Source organism: Turicimonas muris, assembly GCF_002221595.1.
Lineage (GTDB): Bacteria > Pseudomonadota > Gammaproteobacteria > Burkholderiales > Burkholderiaceae_F > Turicimonas > Turicimonas muris.
This window is the reverse complement of the sequence record NZ_NHMP01000004.1, coordinates 197,953-216,179: the sequence shown is the minus strand read 5'-3', so window position 1 is coordinate 216,179 and position 18,227 is coordinate 197,953. Positions and strand designations below refer to the sequence as shown.

General features: G+C 44.8%; 16 protein-coding genes. 5 read left to right on the top strand and 11 right to left on the bottom strand.

Translation table 11 applies throughout. From position 1 onward, the window contains the following. The first annotated feature begins 121 nt into the window (after positions 1-121). Entirely contained in the window at positions 122-1,492 is a 1,371-nt protein-coding gene (dcuC, locus tag ADH67_RS08015; protein WP_066595214.1) for a C4-dicarboxylate transporter DcuC, read from the top strand. 414 nt (positions 1,493-1,906) lie between these two features. Here the strand turns inward: dcuC (ADH67_RS08015) and ADH67_RS08010 are convergent, their stop codons facing one another. Beyond that, positions 1,907-2,869, bottom strand: coding sequence for a LysR family transcriptional regulator (locus ADH67_RS08010; RefSeq protein WP_066595209.1), 963 nt, complete (start codon positions 2,867-2,869; stop codon positions 1,907-1,909). A gap of 101 nt (positions 2,870-2,970) precedes the next feature. On the opposite strand from ADH67_RS08010, the gene ADH67_RS08005 reads away from it, so the two are divergent. Further along, entirely contained in the window at positions 2,971-4,335 is a 1,365-nt protein-coding gene (locus ADH67_RS08005) for an FAD-dependent oxidoreductase (RefSeq protein WP_066595207.1), read from the top strand. 211 nt (positions 4,336-4,546) lie between these two features. On the opposite strand, the gene ADH67_RS08000 is transcribed toward ADH67_RS08005, so the two are convergent. The 5 genes from ADH67_RS08000 to ADH67_RS07980 are packed head-to-tail and all read right to left on the bottom strand — an operon-like array spanning position 4,547 to position 8,020. Then, positions 4,547-5,278: an energy-coupling factor ABC transporter ATP-binding protein gene (locus ADH67_RS08000; RefSeq protein ID WP_066596022.1), complete on the bottom strand. Its 732-nt coding sequence runs from the start codon at positions 5,276-5,278 to the stop codon at positions 4,547-4,549. Positions 5,279-5,286: 8 nt separating this feature from the next. Further along, positions 5,287-6,003 carry an energy-coupling factor transporter transmembrane component T family protein gene (locus tag ADH67_RS07995; RefSeq protein ID WP_066595206.1) on the bottom strand — a complete coding sequence of 239 codons (717 nt, stop codon included), beginning with the start codon at positions 6,001-6,003 and terminating at the stop codon, positions 5,287-5,289. A gap of 24 nt (positions 6,004-6,027) precedes the next feature. Further along, a complete protein-coding gene (locus ADH67_RS07990; RefSeq protein WP_066595205.1) occupies positions 6,028-6,660 on the bottom strand; it encodes a hypothetical protein in 633 nt (210 codons plus the stop codon). Beyond that, complete coding sequence (gene cbiM / locus ADH67_RS07985; protein WP_066595200.1) at positions 6,644-7,252, bottom strand: cobalt transporter CbiM; 609 nt, start codon at positions 7,250-7,252, stop codon at positions 6,644-6,646. Before cbiM ends, ADH67_RS07990 begins: the two co-directional genes overlap by 17 nt. Further along, entirely contained in the window at positions 7,253-8,020 is a 768-nt protein-coding gene (locus tag ADH67_RS07980) for a DUF4198 domain-containing protein (protein WP_066595198.1), read from the bottom strand. Between the two features lie 195 nt (positions 8,021-8,215). On the opposite strand from ADH67_RS07980, the gene ADH67_RS07975 reads away from it, so the two are divergent. Then, entirely contained in the window at positions 8,216-8,863 is a 648-nt protein-coding gene (locus ADH67_RS07975) for a YczE/YyaS/YitT family protein (protein WP_236578423.1), read from the top strand. A gap of 42 nt (positions 8,864-8,905) precedes the next feature. On the opposite strand, the gene nrfD is transcribed toward ADH67_RS07975, so the two are convergent. From nrfD to fdnG, 3 genes are read right to left on the bottom strand one after another with little or no spacing between them, the layout of a single operon-like run. Then, the gene (gene nrfD, locus ADH67_RS07970) at positions 8,906-9,811 is read right to left on the bottom strand and encodes an NrfD/PsrC family molybdoenzyme membrane anchor subunit (RefSeq protein WP_066595197.1); all 906 of its coding nucleotides are present in this window, start codon (positions 9,809-9,811) and stop codon (positions 8,906-8,908) included. A gap of 12 nt (positions 9,812-9,823) precedes the next feature. Next, entirely contained in the window at positions 9,824-10,753 is a 930-nt protein-coding gene (locus ADH67_RS07965; RefSeq protein ID WP_236578422.1) for a 4Fe-4S dicluster domain-containing protein, read from the bottom strand. 2 nt (positions 10,754-10,755) lie between these two features. Further along, positions 10,756-13,938, bottom strand: a complete 3,183-nt coding sequence (gene fdnG / locus ADH67_RS07960) for a formate dehydrogenase-N subunit alpha (RefSeq protein ID WP_066595194.1) — start codon at positions 13,936-13,938, stop codon at positions 10,756-10,758. Between the two features lie 396 nt (positions 13,939-14,334). On the opposite strand from fdnG, the gene ADH67_RS07955 reads away from it, so the two are divergent. Next, entirely contained in the window at positions 14,335-14,958 is a 624-nt protein-coding gene (locus ADH67_RS07955) for a hypothetical protein (protein WP_066595192.1), read from the top strand. 62 nt (positions 14,959-15,020) lie between these two features. After that, on the top strand, positions 15,021-15,344 hold the full coding sequence (locus ADH67_RS07950) for a hypothetical protein (RefSeq protein WP_084081571.1): 324 nt from the start codon (positions 15,021-15,023) through the stop codon (positions 15,342-15,344). A gap of 65 nt (positions 15,345-15,409) precedes the next feature. Here the strand turns inward: ADH67_RS07950 and dcuC (ADH67_RS07945) are convergent, their stop codons facing one another. Together dcuC (ADH67_RS07945) and ADH67_RS07940 are read right to left on the bottom strand one after the other, a co-directional pair. Beyond that, a complete protein-coding gene (dcuC, locus tag ADH67_RS07945; protein WP_066595189.1) occupies positions 15,410-16,780 on the bottom strand; it encodes a C4-dicarboxylate transporter DcuC in 1,371 nt (456 codons plus the stop codon). Between the two features lie 2 nt (positions 16,781-16,782). Next, positions 16,783-18,213 (bottom strand): lyase family protein, encoded by a 1,431-nt coding sequence (locus ADH67_RS07940; RefSeq protein WP_066595184.1) that lies wholly within the window; start codon positions 18,211-18,213, stop codon positions 16,783-16,785. Between the last annotated feature and the right edge of the window lie 14 nt (positions 18,214-18,227).

Here is an 18,227-nt window from a genome sequence, read left to right as displayed (position 1 = left end):
ATTGTTAAAACAATTGGTTGTTACCCATAGTTTTAACCCGTAAGGTCCATTCCGAAATGTTCTGAATGGCGATGCTCATTAAAATGAAAAAATTATTAAATAAAAATCCCGGAGACTCACAATGATTGATTGCATCCTTGCGGTCATTATTCTTGTAATTACTGGTTGGGCGATCGCTAAAAACTATGATGCAAAGGTTGTTCTATTTGCCGCCGGCCTAGTAATGCTTTATTTGGCCCTTATCGGTGGGAACGATGTCCTCGGAGCTAAAGCTACATCAGGGCTCGCTTGGGCCGATCCATTTAAGGTAATTAGGGAACAGTTCGTAAGGCAATTCAGTAATGCAGGATTAATTATCCTTACGCTCTTCGGCTTTGCAGCTTATATGTCTCATATCGGCGCAAACGACATGGTCATTAAAGTTTTAACAAAGCCGCTCTCCAAAATTAAACACCCGGCATTATTGATCCCGCTGGTTTTCTGGATAGGCACCTGCTTGCAGATCATTATCCCAAGTGCGGCTTCTTTGGCAGTAATCTTAATGGCCACACTTTATCCGGTCCTCCGTGCGGCAGGACTTTCGACTCTTACTGCTGCAGCTCTTATTGCTACTACCGCTACGATTGTTCCGACTCCGCTGGGTGGAGATAACGTGGTAGCTGCTCGCGTTCTTGGTTTTGAAAATGTTGTCGATTATGTGTTCTATCACTGCGCACCAATTACCATTCCTGCTTTGTTTGTTATGGGTATTGTTCATTATTTCTGGCAAACTTACTTAGACAAACGTCAAAGATCGGAACTTGAGGTCTTAAATCAAGAGTCGATGATCGAAGAGAATCGCCCTGAAAAAAATACACCGATTTGGTATTCAATTTTTCCGGTTTTACCGCTGTTTCTTGTCATCTTTTTCTGGGTATTTTTCCGTAAAGCAAAAGTAGGTTTAGTTGAAATAACTCTCTTCTCTTTAGTTCCTGCCGTGGTTAGCGAACTTGTTCGAAATAAGAATGCCAAAGAAACAATGAAGGATTTGAGACTTTTCTTCAATGGAATGGGAGACGGCTTTTCAAAGGTAGTCGTATTAATCGTTGCTGCCGCCACAATGGTTGCTGGCCTTCGCGCACTCGGACTCATAGATGCAATTTCTCGCTCTGTGTCTGACTTTGAAAACGCCAAAGCAGGTCTTATGCTGGCATTTTCTGCAATTACTGGTTTGATTACCTTCATCAGCGGTTCCGGTAATGCTGCCTTTTATAGTTTTATCGAAATAATTCCGCAGATTGCTGAAAAAGCAGGGCTGGACCCAATCATGGTTGCTCTTCCGATGCAATGTATGTCCAACTTGTTCCGTTCTATGTCGCCGGTTGCCGCTGTGGTAATTATTGTCTCGGCCTCTATCAAAGTTAATCCGCTGGTGTTGGTGAAAAGAACTTGGGTGCCATTGATGGCTGGTGTACTGACTGTGTTGTTGCTGTCTTTCTTGAAATATATTTAGTATTCTGTGCCCAAAGAGCTTGCGCCTTATTTCTATTTATCAAATTGCAATTTCTCAAATTAATGGTTCACTATTTTGAGATATTTTTAAGAGACTTCTCTCAAGTTTTTAGATTGAAGATCTGATTTTTGATCGTAGCTGGAGACGCGGGCATACCTGATGCACTTGCTTCTTTTTCTTTTATCAAATGGGAGAACGCTAAGAAAGAAAAGTAGCGATGGTTGCCCATGGTGACTAGAGTCTCAAACAATTTGTTCGAACGACATAGCGAAGGATGGTTGCGGAAGTAACGCCCAATTTGTTTGCTAATTTTTAACTGGCAGGAGAGAAAAATTAATGTCTTTTATCGAAAAAGATAGGCTTTCTCTTAATTCGTATAGGATTGAGCAACAATTTGATGAATAGTTTTTAACTCTAAGAGCGGTTTTTGCGTAAAGGAAGCTGGTATTTCAAAAGAGTTTTCGTGTAAAAATCTTTGAACTCTTCCTTTGGATTTGAAAGTTCTTCGATAATTAGCTGAGAGAGCAAACTGACAGAAGGACTCTCAACCTTATTCCGGTTCTTCATAAGTATTAATCCAATACTCGCCTGCCCTAGAGCCGTTGGAAGAACTTTCAAAGCTCCGGATTTAATTTCACTGTCAAAATTATGCTCAAGAGTGTAAGTAAAGCCAAAATCGCTAAGAATAAAATGTTTAACGCTCTCGACATTATTCAGTTGAATCATTCCTTTGGTTTCAATGCAGAATTCTTTTAAAAACTTTAAAAAAAATTTTGCAGGACCGCTGTTAAGATTACTGACTATAAAAGGATGATCTATTCTTTGGTTAGGAAACATGAAAGCATTTTTCCCTATCTTTGTTTGGCTATTAACGATTAAAGATAATTTCATCACTTTTAAAGGATACGTACTGGCAGAAGCAGGATAATTTCCACGGTTAAAAGTAAGAGCTAAGTCAAGCTCTCCTTTGTTAATCTGGCTAATTAGGCTTGCTGCTGTGTCACAGTGTGTGATGATGTTCACATTGGGTGCCAGAAAATTAAAGCGTTTAAACAAATGCGGAAGACGGTAAGAAAAAACTCCGTCGCATATTCCAATATAAATCTCTCCTTTTAGGTCTCTGCGAACCTCCTTGAACTTATCTATCTGAGCTAAATTGTCTAGCAGTCCGATTACTTTGGGAAGCAGTGTTCTTGCTTGGTCAGTCGGATAATTGTGACGTCCTATTTTCTCAAACAGTTGGATACCTAGATATTCTTCCAATTGGTGTATCTGAAAGGTTACCGTAGGTTGAGAGCAATTATGTTTTTGGGCGGCTGCCGAATAACTGCCGGTTGTCATGACTGTATAGAAAATTTTTAGGGCTTGAAGATTCATTTAATTTTTAAAAATATTTTATAAAAAAATCAAAATATTAAATTTATCTTTCAGAAACTAGACTTCTTCTATCTACTTGTCAATCCTAGGAGGAAAAAGATATGCAATACAAGTCCGTCTTTACATTCACCTCAGCATTGCTTCTTGTTGCTAACGTTTATGCGTTAGAGCCAATCCATACAGGTACTGTAATTGTTGGAAGCGGTATCTCTGGGCTTGCAGCCGCCTTAGATTTAAATAAATATGGGCAAGACGTTCTAGTGCTGGAAAAAATGCCTTTCCTCGGTGGCACAACTAATCTCGCAGCACAATATTTCGTTTCTGTAAACACAAGAGAACATCAAGCAGCAGGTAAAGTGCTGTCGGTACCGGATTATCTTAAGAGGACAGAAAAGTCAGGAAGGAATGCCGCAAACCTTCCTCGGACCGCTCAAAGAATGTATGACTCTCAAAAAAATGTCGACTGGCTGAACGAAAAAGGAGTAGGGCTTACGCGAGTTATCAGCGACTACCAACTCGGGATTTCTGACGGAAGTTCTCTTGGTTCCAAAATAATGAAAGTTCTCGCTGAAAAAACGAAAGAGGCTGGTATTCCAATCATGACCAATGCAAAAGTGGTCAATTTAATTTATAAAAATGGTAAGGTTCTCGGCGTTGAAATAGAGCAAAAAGGAGGCGAGAAACAGGAAGTACTTGCAAAGAATGTTGTTCTTGCAACAGGAGGTTTCAATAATAACCAAGGCTTAATTGCCAAATATGCCCCCGAATGGAAAGGACTTCCGACGACTACAGCGGTGAGTGCAACAGGAGATGGTATTGTTTTAGCTGAAAAGCTAAAAGCGGCAGTTAAAGGTGCGTCCGAAGTTGGCCTAAATCCTTCAATCCATTCTCAGGACGGAATAAATGTTTCTATGAGTGCTGCGAGATTGGAAGGTGGAATTATGATTAATCTTGCAGGAAAACGATTCTGTGATGATTACTATCCTGACTATACCAAGATGGCAAGACAAATGATGGCTCAGCCGGAAGGTAAAAGTTTCGTAATTATCGATGACAAATCAATGAAAGCATCTAAACGTCTGCAAGGGTTTTTAAAGAAAGGTTATTTCGTAGAGGCCCCAACAGTTGCTGAATTAGCCAGGAAGATCGGAGTGCCAGAGAAGAATCTGGAAGAGACGTTAAAGACTTACGGGGAATCCGTACGAAAAGGTAAAGACGAAGCCTTTGGAAGAACATTAAACATGAAGACAGATTTTACTCATCCTCCCTACTATGCATCCAGCCTTCTTCCTGGGACTCAGGTATCAGTTGGAGGCTTAGATGTAAATGACTTTATGCAGTGCAAAACAATCGATGGGAAAATCATTCCCAATTTGTATGCCGTAGGAGAGCTTACATACGATTCCGGCACACCTCATAGTCTTTGGACCGGCAGAAAGGCAGCAGAACATATCCTGAGTAAATAATCAGATATTTCTTTTCTCCAGAAAGCATAGAACCCGCTTAAGAGCGGGTTTGACATTTCGGTGCGTTATCTAACGGGATCAGTTTTCCCGCGAGAGTGCTATACAACCACGAGGAGACAAAGCAATAGATGTTTCCTGTAGAATAATTCTATAAAGGATATGGCTTCAATATTGGAGATTATCGTAGGTTGCGTGTAACTGAATCTGAGTCCTAAGACCCGTGCGTATGTTCTGTTCCTCCAAAGAAATGAGCATGTCTATGCTCATGTATGGTGGGCGCCGGTACTGGAACTATCTTCTTTTCCTGAATGGTGATGAAACTGTCACATGTCTCAATCAACAGCTCGGGCTCATGACTGATGATGATTTTGGCGCAGTCCTGTGAATTGATTTGGGAGATGAGAAGATGTCGGCTTTTTTCATCTAATCCGTTCGAAGGTTCGTCTAGAAGCAGAATTTCCGGACTCATGGAGAGGACGGCTGCAAGAGTAACCAGTTTCTTTTGGCCTCCCGAGAGTTCAAAGCTTAATGAGTGGGCTAGAGAGGAAATTCCAAGGCGTTCCAAAGCATTCATAGAGGCGCATAAAGCCTCCTCTTCAGAAAAGCCCAGATTTAAAGGGCCGAAAGAGACATCATCAATGACTTCCGGAAAAAATAATTGGTCATCGGAATGCTGAAGAACAAAACCAACTTTTGAACGAAGTTCTCTGAAATCGGACTCAGAGCTAATAGGCTTGCCTTTTAAGAATATTTCTCCTTCCTGAGGCTGGATTAGTCCCGTAATGATCTTGAAAAGAGTTGTTTTGCCGCTGCCATTCGGACTCCAAAATCCGAGGTTTTGACCTTTACGCAGAGAAAGTCCGGTTTGGCGATAAAGCGGTTTTTTTTCCGAGAATCCAAAACTAATGCCCTTTAGCTCCAACAATAACTCTGTGTCTGCCATATTGTTCTTTACAACATCCATCCGCTTATGCTCAAACAGAAAGAAACGATGGAAAAGGCCCCCAACAGAGCAATGTCTTTTCCAGTCCACTGATACTTGGTTAATGTTCTGATTTTGCCATTAAAGCCTCGCAGAATCATACTTTGTTCCAAGATTCTCCCCTTCCGGAAGGCTTTCGAAAACAACAAAGCGACCATAGCACCGACAGTTCGATAAGTCCGAAGGTCAGTTTTCATATAAAAGCCTCTTAACTTAGCGGCTTCCGTTAAGTTTGCATACTCTTTTTCAAAAATCGTTATTCCGCGGGCACAGAAAAGAATCATCGCCACAAGTTTGTCTGGAAATCCAAGCTGATTGAGCCCCGCAGCTAGCTGGCTGAAACTCATGGAGCTGACTAAGGTATAAAAAATACAAAACAGCGCATTTACTTTAAGAGTTACCAGCAAAGACAACACAACTCCCTCTTTTGTGAACCAGCTGCCTTCCCACATAGATTCACCCGGTGTTGTCCAGGGCGTAAAGAACCAAATAAACAATACAAAAATATTGATCACTGCAGCTCTTTTAAGAAAAGAATTCCAAGAAGGAGGAAATATGCAGAGGACGATAAGGCTGCAAAGAAAGGCCAGACAAGCCGACGGAATTGTCGGAAGAATGGCGGCCACCGCCGCAAATACTAATGCGCTTAGTATTTTTGAGGCGGGAGTAAAAGAAGAAATATTCATCGCAAAGCGGCCGGACAAAATGAGTTATTTCTGTTTTCTTCGGGAGGTAAACCAAGCAATCAGTCCTGCAATGCCTACCAGCCAGCCGATTCCTCCGATGATATCTTTGAAGGTTGTTTTTGGCAGCTGAGCTTCTGCAAGCTGTTTTCTTAGAGGCGCTATTACGGTAACTTCAATATCGCGTTTAGCCGCTCGGATTGCTTCGTCCATTTCTTGCTGGGAGAAGAGTTTCACTCCGGACTTCGGAAGCTTACTTTCTGCCTGAGGGACTATTGCTGCAGGTGAAGGAGAATTAGGGGGGATAGGTGTAGAAATTCCATCGAATTCAGATTTCTCAATTGTCCATTGATTCCGATGACCTTCTCCGGCGTTGACAACAACAGTTAAGGAAACGGGCTTAAAGTCTGTGGGCACTGCCGCACAGTTTTTGCCGTCTTTGGATGTCTTCGATGTCAAAACAACCTTTCCCTGCTCATCGACAATCTTTATGTCAGCGTTCTTTGCAGGATTTCCTCCCGCAAAAGATGCTTCTACACAAATCTCTGATCCGGACGGGTATGCAAATACATTTAACCGATGAGCAAACGCTGTGCTACCCGTAGACACAGAGAGAAGGGGAACCAAAAGGGAAAGGATGACCTTAGCTTGTTTTTGCATCAAAAACTCCTGCATCTGTGCGTTTAATGTACACCACCACGATCGCTGTGAGGATGCCTTCGATAAACATGACGGGCAGGTTACTTAAGAAAATCGTCCAAGCCGCCGCAACGAAGCCTTCATTAGAAAAGGCTAGCGCCAGGGCTGTGAGAAGACCTGAGATAAAAACTCCGCTGAACCCGGCCGCAAATCCTGCTGTTTTTAAATTCTTGCTGGTTGCCGGACCCGTTAGCCAGCGGAAGATTAATCCGGCTGCCCAGGCGCCAATTCCCATAGTCGCTGTATTCACTCCTAAGACAGTAAATCCTCCGAACTGGAAAAGCACGGCTTGCAAGAGCAATGCAACGAAAATGATTGGAAAAGATGCGGCTCCCAAGATGGCTCCGATGAGTCCATTGAGAATAAGATGTGCGCTGGAAAAACCAATCGGAACGTGAATTAAGCTGGCCACAAAAAACGCAGATCCTAATAAGCTTGCCAGCATTAAATGATTGGCCGGAATCTTTTTCAATCCATACGCGATACCGGCCGCAGCAACCACTGCGCCCGTAATCAGTACGGGTGCAGATAGAACTCCTTCAGCAATATGCATTTATTTCTTTAACTTGGGAGAGACAAATTCTGTCCATAATACAGCACCAAGTTCCACATCTTTGTCGGAACCGTCTTTTTTCATCTGATAGTCGGCATCCGTCAAGGCGGCAAAGCCCCACCAACCGGCCCAAGGGACGGAGTAACTGAATATGCCTTGTTCGTCGGTCATAACCGTTTGAGTGACAAAAATATCGTTAGGTGCCTCGGCTATCTTTCCTTTGTTGTAGAACTCAAGTTCAACAGGTGTGTTAGCAGCTGGTTTCCCGTCAACTAGGACTTTGCCTCGGAAAAGGTTGCCGACATAGTTGCCGAAAGGCCGAGTCAGAGGAACAATTTCAGTTTTTACTCCCAAAGGATTTTCCCAGCCTTCCTCTATGCCGTAAGCCGGAACATATAACTTAGAGTAGTGGATGATGAACTTATCTTCGGCCGGTTCCCAGTAAGGAGTTGGCTCAAGAAGGAATTGGTACAAGCCGGGTCGGGAGATTTTGTATTGTGTTGTCCAAGCATCCTTGCCAAGTACGGTGGCCGGCTTTAATGTTGATGTTAAGTCTTGAGCATGATTATCTTTAAAAACGCTGAATTTCTGCGGCTTGTCCATTGTCATGCCGGTTTGTTCCATCGGATGATTAAAGGCGGCAGTCAATGTCACTACATTATCTTTTTGATTTTCCACAATCTGTTTATCGGGGAGAACGCTGCCGAAGTGTGCAGAAGCAGTGGCAGAAAAAGCAAGTGCAGCAAAAAAAGCTGGAAATTTAATCATGACGTCTCCTGAAAAATTAACGGACCCTGTAACTTTTTAATAAGATCTTACGTTATCACTTGTAAAAGGAAAATATATTTTTAATCTTTCCCAATATGGGTAAGACTGCAGCATCCAGTGTGAATACGCTGTGGGGTTATCTTTATGTGAAAATAATTTTCATATAGTAAAATTCAATCTTCTTCGGAGAAAGGATTGAAAACACACATTATTAATTGGACTATTTTTCTTTTAGGTCTCTCTATCATGAGTCTTGGCATCAGTATTGTTACTGTTGCCGGCTTGGGAACCACTCCTATCAGCGCTTTGCCGCTGGTTTCTTCTTATATATCAGGTCTTACCTTCGGCCAGACTACCTTGATTATCAACGTAGCAATGATTCTAGGTCAGTTGCTTCTGCTGCGTAAAAACGTCAAATGGCTTGTGCTTTTGCTGCAGCTGCCGATGACTTACTTTTTCTCTGTCCTTATCGATTTCTCGATGAGCTGGGTTCAGACAATCGATCTTGTGACTTATTGGCACAGAATCGCATTCAGCATGCTTGGTAATGTCGTTCTCGCTCTTGGAGTTTCGTTAGAGATTTATTCAAAAGCTGCTGTGCTTCCGGGAGAAGGTCTGGTTGTTGCAATGGCTCTGTTCTCGGGGAAACCTTTCCCGAAAGTTAAAGTGTTCAATGATGTGATGTTAGTGGTTTTGGCAGTCTTGCTAAGTTACTTTTTCTTCAAAGAACTTCAAGGTATCCGAGAAGGAACGATTATCTCTGCCATTTGTGTCGGAATTTTTGTAAAAGGCTGGCTCTCATTATTCCGCCTTGTCACCGGCAAAAAGACTGATGACCAATAAAGAAGCGGCCCGAAGACCGCTTAACCTTCCTAAATAATTAAACTAAATTTTCTTTGTAGTGCTGATAATCCAATATCTTTCAATAAGGCCTACCACTAACGCAATCACGCCGGCAACGGTAACACCGAACGGACCGATGAAGCAGCATCCGAAAGCGATTACGCCGCCGAGAATATAAACTGAAAACTTAACCCAGAAGTTTTCCATCTTGCTGTTGGTCAGTTTGGCTCTCGGGTTGAGATCTAAGCTGAGCAAGTAGAAGGCAATGCATCTGGCAATAATCAGGATCAGTGTCGGAAGCATTAAATAGGCGATAGCTTCCGGAGCCTGCAGAATAGCTACCATGATGGAATAGACGCCTAAACCCATCAGCATGGCATCAGCAACCATGAAGCTTGTCAGCCATCTTGCATTTTTAACTCCCGGTTGAGAAGTGCAGCTGAAGGCGACGCCTTTGTAGCAGATAACCACCAAAGCGCCTAAAAAAGCCAGTATCACAAACATTCTTGTCAGCATATCCAGGATATCGATATACGGATTCAAGAAGTCGGTGGTATGGGCAGAAATGTAGGACAGCCAGTAAAGGCCGACGGCAAATCCTACACACGTCGCATAGCTGGCAAGTCCCCATACGCCGACCGAAAGAGGAGAAGTAAACCTCATCACACGCATAGCGTTCGTGAAGCGGAAAGGATCTCCTAAGTCAAAAATCAGCAGGATCAAATCCACTACCACAATTGCCAGAGCAACCGTAATTGCCCACGGTAAAAGTGCAGTGAAATACCCAGGTCCTGCCATCCACGCAAGTCCTGTGATGACCATGAAGCCGGAAGTCATATTGTTGAGATAGGCATCCCAAACAATGAGATTTTCCCAGTCAGGGCGATGTGTAATGTCATGCAGCTGGTAAGGTGATAATGAACCGCTAACCCAAGTCTTTTCTTTCATTATTTTTCTCCCTTACATTAAAGTTCCAACGACTACTGCACTGCACAGAATCAGTGTTGCCGCTGCTCTGAGATAGTCCATCGGCATATGTTCGGTCGGTGTAATCGGATTCTCGGGAAGCCCATAGACAGATGGCTTGTCCATCAGTAAATAGAAAGAATTCAACGAACTGTAATGTTCAAAATCATCGCATCCGTATAGGTTGGCTTCCGGGTGGCCGTGCTCGTGTAAGAATTTCACTCTTGCGCGGGCTTTTTCAACCATCACTTCACGCGGTCCGAAATCGATAGCGCCCGTGGTGCAGGCAGTAACGCAGGCTGGTCTTAAACCATCACGCAGACGGTCGTAACACTGAGCGCACTTGACGGAGTGGCCGGTGTCCGGATTGATTTCCGGAACACCGAAAGGACAGGCCGCAATACACATTCCGCAGCCCATGCAGATATCGGTTTGATAATAAACCCCGCCAAATTCATTGCGCATAATGGCGCCTGTCGGACATGCTTGATGACACGGAGACTGACGGCAGTGCTTGCATTGATCCGACATAAAGAGCCATTCGCCGATTTTCTTCTCAGCTAACAAATTGTCAATATTCTTCGGAGCCGGATGATTAACCTCGTTTTTTTCCGGGAATCTCTCGATGAATTTGACGTGACGCCAGTTCAAGTAAGACAGATCCTGAGTATTGTCATAGCTGTTTCCGGACCATTTCGGCGTGGGTGCCTTTATCTGATTCCACTGCTTGCAGGCTACTTCGCAGGATTTGCAGCCCGTGCAGATAGAAGTATCGGTGAAGAATGCCATCTCAGTCTGTCTAGGTTTTGGCTCATGGCGTTCGAAGAGGCCGTAAATCGGAGCGAATCTTCCTTCCTTCTTGGGAGAACCGGCAGGGAAGGCCTTGCTGATAAGATTAAAAATATTGCTTTCTTTTAATTTCATGATTAGCTCCTCCCTTCTGGCTGAGAGGCCCACGGAGTATTAGGAATCGGCGCAATCATCGCTTCTGGATATTGAATTTTTTCCGGAATTAGTTTTTCAACTTTAGTTGGATCGCCTTTTTCAACTTTCACCACAAAGCCTTTAGAGGCAGGGATCAAGCCGTCAGGAGCTTCAATGGCCGGACTTAAGTCATTGGTAATGGCGCTGACCATATTGCCCTTATAGCCGGAGCAAACAAAAGAACCCACAATGCTCGATGGCTTGCCGTGGACGATTCCGCTTCTGAGTCGCGGTGTTACCAGGGCTCTCACCTGCAGAGAGTTTCTTAGGTTTTTAACTGTCACATAGTTGCCGGATTGAATACCGATTTCTTCTGCCATTTCAGGAGAAATTTCGATAAAGGTTTGCGGCTGCAGCTGGACAAGCCATGGAACATGTCGCGTCATTGCGCCGCTCAGCCAATGTTCGGTCATATGGTAGGTAGTCATAGCAGTCGGGAACATAGGATCACCCTGAGGAGCGAGCTTGTTCTTGTCGCTATCCATAGTGATAATTCCCGGAGTCTTACTATTCTGGAAGAAAGCGTCTTTGTACGGAGATTCAGCTGGTTCGTAGAAGACTGGGAAGGGCCCTTCTTTAATTCCATATGGAACAAAGAGCCAAGCTTTACCGTCAGAATGAACGGTAAATGGTTCGGTGCCGGATAACGCAGCTCCGCCTTTGGCTCCTTCCGCAGGTACATAGTCGGGGGCTTTGGTTTCATCGAAGTTGGGTTTGTCATAGCCAACCCACTTCTTTTGAAGTTCATCCCACCAGATTAGTTTCTTATTTTCTGACCAGGGTTTTCCTTTCGGATCCGCTGAACAGCGGTTATAAAGAATTCGAGTATTTGTAGGCCAAGACACACGGTAGGTCAGATCAAGTTCATGATCAACTTCTCCCGGCTCTCTCCTCTTCATCAGGTTGTTGCCTTCCTTATTGATAAAGCCGGCTAGCAAACGGCATCCGCAAATGGTAGTACCGTCAGATTTCAGTTCTGCACTTGATTGAATCGGCAGATTGGTTTCCAAATTGACGCCGTTCATTTCCAGAGCTACAGCATCAATATCTGCATCGCCTTCGACGGCAGGAAGTCCCATGACGTTAACTGTATTCGGGGCAACACCGTAATTCCAGGTCAGTGCTCTCATTCCTTCATCGCGAGGCAGCATTGACTTTTCTGCCATTTTCTTAAAACGAAGACCAAGCTGGTAAATCCACCAAGCATCGGAGCGGCTGTCTCCTGGAGCTTCTTTAACCCTGTCGTGCCACTGCATCAGACGTTCTGTATTGTTGGCAGAGCCGTCTTTTTCAATCAGAGCATTGGTCGGTAAGAGGAAGACCTCTGTTTTGCACTTTGATGGATCAGGAGCATCAGGATCCGCATACCAAACGGAAGCTGTCTCGTTTTCGAACATATCGCAGACGACCAGCCATTTCAAATTTCTTATCGCATCGCGGCTCCAGCCCGTATTCGGGTTGGTCACGGCAATGTTCTGACCAAAAACAATCAAGCCGTCGACTTTTCCTTCAAGGGCGCGCTGCATTGTGATTGTTAATGACTCATCTCCGGGGAGTTTCGGAAGATGCTGGTAGCCGTACTCATTTTCTTTGGTTGCACCGTCTCCGTACCAAGCTTTTAGAAGACTGATCATGTAGTTAGGCAGAGCGGCCCAAGATCCTCTTTCAGTTTCCAATTTCCACATACCCTTGGATTTATCGCGTGCATCGCAGAAAGCATGGCCGTTTGCTAGATAATCTTTAAGGGTGGCATTCCCCGGCTTTGCTTCCGGCATAGGAATATAGTTCGGAAGTGCTGCGAAAAGGGTCGGGATATCTGTAGCGCCTTGCACGTTCGAGTGACCGCGCAGGGCAAGAATGCCGCCTCCCGGTCGCCCGATATTTCCAAGCAAAAGTTGAAGAATGGCTACTGAGCGAATAATCTGGGTGCCGTCACTGTGTTGAGTGAAGCCTGTGGCATAGCAGAAAGCCGTTGTCTTATCTCTTCCGGAATTTCGGGCCATTAATTCTGCAACTTTGATAATATCTGCAGGTCGGCATCCGCATGTATCTGCTGCGGCTTCCGGTGTGTATTTCTCGACTTGTTTCTTCAGCAGCTGGAATACGCAGTTCGGATCTTGAAGCGTTGGATCGGTTTTTGGCTTTCCTTTCGTTCCGTCAGAATTGATTTCGTATTGATAATCCCACGAATCAGGTTCCAGAGAATAAGAGTTGGTTTCAGGATTCCAGCCGTTAAACATACCGGTGATCTGGTCAAAATTAAATCCCGGATTAATTAAGGTCGCAGCGTTCGTATAATTTAAAACGTATTCATGGAACCATAAATCGTTGTCCAGGATGTACTTAATAATTGCAGAAATGAAGGCAATGTCAGTGGCAGGACGGATATGAACGTGATGGTCGCAGGATGCGCTTGTTCGCGTATAGCGAGGATCAATATGGATGGTAACCGCACCTTTCTTTTTAGCCTGCATCGGCCAGTAAAAGGCTACCGGGTGAGCTTCTGCCATATTGGAGCCCATGATGACGATACAGTCACTATTTAGCAAATCTCTCGGTGGATTAGTGCATGCTCCGAAACCGAAAGTAGGCGACAAAGCCGCAACAGTAGTAGAGTGGCAGTAACGAGCGGAGTTTTCGACCGGCATTAGGCCCAAACCGCCGGTAAACAGCTTACGGAATAAATAGCATTCCTCGTTATCGTTTGCCGAACCGCCGATAAAGCCGATATTCGGAACTTGGTTGACGGTCAGTCCGGTTTCGTCTTTTTCAATAAAGCCTTTAGCTCTACTGTCCCAAATCCTTTTAGCAACTTCATCAAGAATCCAATCAAGGGTGACTTCCTGCCATTTGTCGGATCCCGGAGCGCGGTACATCGGCTTGGTAATACGATAGGGGTTGTCTACGAGAGCATAAGTTGAACCGCCTTTAGGACAGAGTCTGCCTTGGTTTACCTGACTTCGGGGATCTCCTTCAATGTCTACCAGCGTGTTGCCTTGGAAGAAGGCCAGCTGAGAACAACCGACTGCACAGTATTGGCAGATAGTTGAACCAACCTTGGCTCCTCTAAGGCGGGAGCATTTAGATTCTGTACGCGGGCTTAATACATCTTGGATAGTAATCATAGTGAACCTTATGCGTATAGTTAGTTAAATAACAAAAAATATTCCTGTTTCTGTCGATTATGGACAACCCTAAAGAAATAAGTAGAAATACCCACTAAAATAAGCAATTTGAAAATTTAAATATTCTGACCTGGTTGGAAAAACTTTGCTTTTTCTTCTTTTTCAGAACTTTTCAAAGAATTTTCGAAACCTCTCATAAGGAGAAACTTTGAAACAAACCTTACTTTTTGGATCAATGGATTTCAGAGTTCTCGAAACTCTTTTGCTGTCTGGCTTCTTAGGATTTTTCTTTAAAAAATAACTACCAATTCGGGAAACGTACGACCGTTGGAAGTGATCGTTTTTCAGGCCAAAGAGTATATTGACCCGCATCCGAATGTGTTTTAGGAGACACAAATGAAAGGTTTCAAATTAGTCGCTGTATCTCTCGCAGCAGCTCTAGCTTTTGGTTCTTCTGCTTTTGCTCAGCAAGAGCAGGCTCCGATTCCTGCGCCTGTTCCTCAAGCTGAAGCTCCGGCACCTCAAAGTGCAAATCAATTTGGTCCTGCTGCAGTGGTCATCAATAAACTAGTTGCTATGCAAAACAGCGGCAAGTTTCCTGTCACTCAGGAAGAGTTGGATAGAGCTACCGAATTTTTAATGAACAAAGCTAAGGCCGAAGGCGTTGAAGTAACCCGTGACGAAGCACTGGTCGGGATGGGTTATATCGCTGGTTCGTTAGCTACGTTTATGGATATTCAGAAACAGGCAGCCGAAATGGTTCCACAGCCTGTGACACCATTGCCTCCTGAAGTAATGCCGGCTCCATCTGTAGAACAGCAGCCTGCTCAACCTGCTCCGCAAGAACAGTTGCCCCCGCAAGTCCCTCAAGTTCAGCAAGCTCCTCAAGTACAACAGTCTCCTCAAGCGCAGCTAGCTCCGCAGCCGCTTCCCCAGGAAGAAGTCTTGATCCCCGTCCAACCGGGCCAGTTCCAGCAAGGAGCTTCTTCTGCTCAAAATGCCCCGAGTGCGCAGCAATAACTGGATGAGTCTGTAAGCTAAGAACTATCTATTTAGCTTTAACAGAAAAAAAGGAGACTATTTTGACGTTTAAAGTGCCGCCCTCACAAGATCCCAATGCGGATTTTGACGCTTTGGTTTTGGCTTTTATGCATCAGATGGGCTATGAATCAGACAATACGAAGAAAGGCGTAAAGTCTGCCGTTAAGGACTATGAAGCTAAACTTCAGGCTGAGCCTCCTCAATGGGTGTTTGACATTTGGCCCTCTATTGCTCTGAGCGTTCTTCATTTGGCCATTGCCAAAGAAAAGAAGTTGCCCGAAAGATTGGATTTCCCGGAGTCGGCCTTGAAGAGCCCAAAGATGCCTCTGCAGGAACCAAATTGGACTAGTCCTACTGGCGTCTAATATTCAAATTATGTTGACAAGCAAAAACCGCCTTTTGGCGGTTTTTGCGTCCTAGGAAACAATTGTTATCCCAAGAAGATATAGTTGCAGATGATGACGGAAATCATACCGGCCATCATCGGGATCCAGTTTCTTCTGACGATTGCCATTGGGGAGACACCAGCTGCACCGGCTACGGCAATGATCACGCCGGCAACCGGAGACATGGCACGAAGCATGCCGGAAGCAAACTGCATCGGAGTAACGAAAGCCGCGGCTGTTCCGCCTAAACCGCCTGCAACGTCAGGAGCCAATGCTGCAAAGCTGGAGAAGGCGCCTACACCGGAACCGGTGAGGAATGTGACGAGACCGACGACGCCTGTAAGAACAATGGTCATGCCGTTCAAACCAAGACCCAAATGCTGAGCGTGAGAAATGAGGGCGTCGATAAGTCCGGTAACTTTAAGACCGTTGGCAAAGAACTCGGCACAGATAATTAAGGCAACGATGGATGCAAACATTCCGCCCATAGATTTGAAGATAAACTGGCCGTCTTTCAATACTTCCTTAGGTTGTCTTCTTCTTATTAATTCAATGATGACGGTAAGAATCCAAACCAAAAGGAGAGCAGAAATGGTATTGAGTTTGATTGCAGAATAAACCAGTTTGCTGAAGATGATCATCAAAGCGATTGGAAGGCATGGAAGAATGGCATACCAGTTGGGAACATCGCGAACATCTTCTTTTTGAGTAAGAATGGCCTGAGTGTAGACGTCGTCATTTTTCTTATCGTAGTACTTTTGAACAATATAGTGGGCAATGCCGACAACAACCAATGTTGGAATAGCAACCGGAAGCTGGCATTCTACAAAGTAGATAATCGGATCTAAGCCGGCTGTTTTAGCGGCAAGGTTTGCAGTTCCGCCGGCTGGCCCGAGAACCATGCCTGCTGTTGTACCGATGACAGAGGCCGCTGCTGCAGGAGAGACGCCTACACCGAGAAGAATCGGGAAAAGAGCCACTAAGAGCAGCATTGCAAGGCCTGCCGCGCTCGGTATAACGAGGACCAAAGTCTGGCCGATGAAGTAGCCGAGAACTAAAACGAGATATGGAGAAGAAAGAGCTTTTAAGGGCTTAATGCAGACATTAACCAAAGCTCTGGCAGCACCGATCTTATCCATATAAGCTGCGAAGCCGCCGGCGACCATAATCAGGAAGCCGATGCCTGAAGCTTGTTTGGTGGCAATTGTTCTTAGTAAATCAAAGATGTCAAACCAGATGAAGCCAGATGGTTTGACGCCTTTTGGAAGAAAGCCGTTAACGCCGCAAAGAACAGCGAAAACAAACATTGCTAAACCGGCAAACAATAAGACCATTGCTGTTGGGTAGCGCTTGATAATGAGCCACCCGGTAATAATCGTGACAATTAAAGCAAACCATGGCATAAGCATTAACATGGTTATTCTCCTATTTGATTAAATTCAGATTCGAGGTTTTGAAGGGATTGATTAATTTGAGTGACTTGTTTTTCAAGCCATTGTGTGCGTTTTTCGTTTTTATCTTTGACATCCTGAAGCATCTTCTCAATTTCAGCCGGTTGAGGACCGCCTTCGGTTTTGCGGTTGTTGATGATGGCAACAGGATCCAAGGCAGCCTTAAATCTTTCCAGAGACATCGGAAGTTCTGAACTGGCAGACGGATATTCTTTTTCAATGACTTCTTTGTAGATTCTCTTCATCTCTTCATAAGGGAAGTCCAGAGGAAGAATCTTGTTGGCACGGGCGAAGCTAACCATCTGGCTGGCAACGTGGTGGCCTACGCGGAACGGAAGTCCGAATTCGTGCATTAAGACGTCAGCGACTTCCTGGCTCGCGGTCCAGTCGTTATTAAGTTCTTCCAGAGCACGTTCTTTATCAACGACAAGGGCATTGAGGACCTTGTTGAACAGCTTGAGCATATTGACGGCACGATTGCCTAAAGCAGCATGGAGTTCTTGTTTTTTCGGATCCAGCATGCCGGTTTCAAGGTTGTGAGCGCGGAATACCACACCTTGTGCTTGGCCGATAACTTCGCTGGCTTCAGTGCGGCAGTTGTTGACCAAGCCGGGATTGCGTTTCTGAGGCATTGCGGAAGAAACGTAGGTATTGTCTCCGCCCTCCTGTAAAAGGATCCATGGACGAGGTTGGGCGTACTGCACCATCAAGTCAGTCAGGAAAGAAGTGATATGGATGGCGATAGCGGTAACGATGGAAGAGAATTCAACAGGCAAATCGGACTGAGCAACCTGCGTGGCATCAAAAGCATTGTAGGCAATGCCGGAGAAGCCAAGTCTTTTGGCCATTTCTCTTCTGTCCAGAGGCCAGCAAGTACCGTTTAATACGGTTGAACCCATCGGGCAGACATTGAGTCTTCCGTAGAATTCTTCCAAACGAGCGAAATCTCTCAGGAATCCGTACAAGAAAGCGATTAAGTAATGGCTGTAGGCGTTAGGCTGAGCGGCAACACCGTTGGTGTAGTTGGGCAATACAACACCTCTGTGTTTTATAGCCAGTTTTTCGATTGTTTTCATGACGGTAAGAAGACCGTCGGCAACTTCAAGGGCCTTTTCACGAAGAGTGGCTGCTCGGTAGGTAGCATGAATGTCTTGGCTGGATCTGCCTGCATGCATGATCGTGATTTCAGGTCCGCTTTTTGCAATCATCTTTGGCTCAAAGGTGATGTAAGTCTTAGGACGAAGAGCGGGATCTTTTTCGCCGTCGGCGATAACTTCTCTGAGAGCTCTGGCTGCTTCAATTGCGATTGGCTTAGGAAGAAGGCCGAGCTTGCTGTTGATAACTATTGTGGCTTGGTTAACCTTGCTTAACCAAAAGAATTCGTCTCTTACTGCCATAGAAACTCCGTGGG

Excerpts from the sequence above, each read along its gene's own strand:
- fdnG (WP_066595194.1), bottom strand. The coding sequence starts at position 13,938 with ATGATTACTATCCAAGATGTATTAAGCCCGCGTACAGAATCTAAATGC.
- ADH67_RS07955 (WP_066595192.1), top strand. The coding sequence starts at position 14,335 with ATGAAAGGTTTCAAATTAGTCGCTGTATCTCTCGCAGCAGCTCTAGCT.
- ADH67_RS08010 (WP_066595209.1), bottom strand. The coding sequence starts at position 2,869 with ATGAATCTTCAAGCCCTAAAAATTTTCTATACAGTCATGACAACCGGC.
- ADH67_RS07990 (WP_066595205.1), bottom strand. The coding sequence starts at position 6,660 with ATGCAAAAACAAGCTAAGGTCATCCTTTCCCTTTTGGTTCCCCTTCTC.
- ADH67_RS08000 (WP_066596022.1), bottom strand. The coding sequence starts at position 5,278 with ATGGCAGACACAGAGTTATTGTTGGAGCTAAAGGGCATTAGTTTTGGA.
- ADH67_RS07965 (WP_236578422.1), bottom strand. The coding sequence starts at position 10,753 with ATGAAATTAAAAGAAAGCAATATTTTTAATCTTATCAGCAAGGCCTTC.
- nrfD (WP_066595197.1), bottom strand. The coding sequence starts at position 9,811 with ATGAAAGAAAAGACTTGGGTTAGCGGTTCATTATCACCTTACCAGCTG.
- ADH67_RS07980 (WP_066595198.1), bottom strand. The coding sequence starts at position 8,020 with ATGATTAAATTTCCAGCTTTTTTTGCTGCACTTGCTTTTTCTGCCACT.
- dcuC (WP_066595189.1), bottom strand. The coding sequence starts at position 16,780 with ATGTTAATGCTTATGCCATGGTTTGCTTTAATTGTCACGATTATTACC.
- ADH67_RS08005 (WP_066595207.1), top strand. The coding sequence starts at position 2,971 with ATGCAATACAAGTCCGTCTTTACATTCACCTCAGCATTGCTTCTTGTT.
- dcuC (WP_066595214.1), top strand. The coding sequence starts at position 122 with ATGATTGATTGCATCCTTGCGGTCATTATTCTTGTAATTACTGGTTGG.
- ADH67_RS07940 (WP_066595184.1), bottom strand. The coding sequence starts at position 18,213 with ATGGCAGTAAGAGACGAATTCTTTTGGTTAAGCAAGGTTAACCAAGCC.
- cbiM (WP_066595200.1), bottom strand. The coding sequence starts at position 7,252 with ATGCATATTGCTGAAGGAGTTCTATCTGCACCCGTACTGATTACGGGC.
- ADH67_RS07995 (WP_066595206.1), bottom strand. The coding sequence starts at position 6,003 with ATGAATATTTCTTCTTTTACTCCCGCCTCAAAAATACTAAGCGCATTA.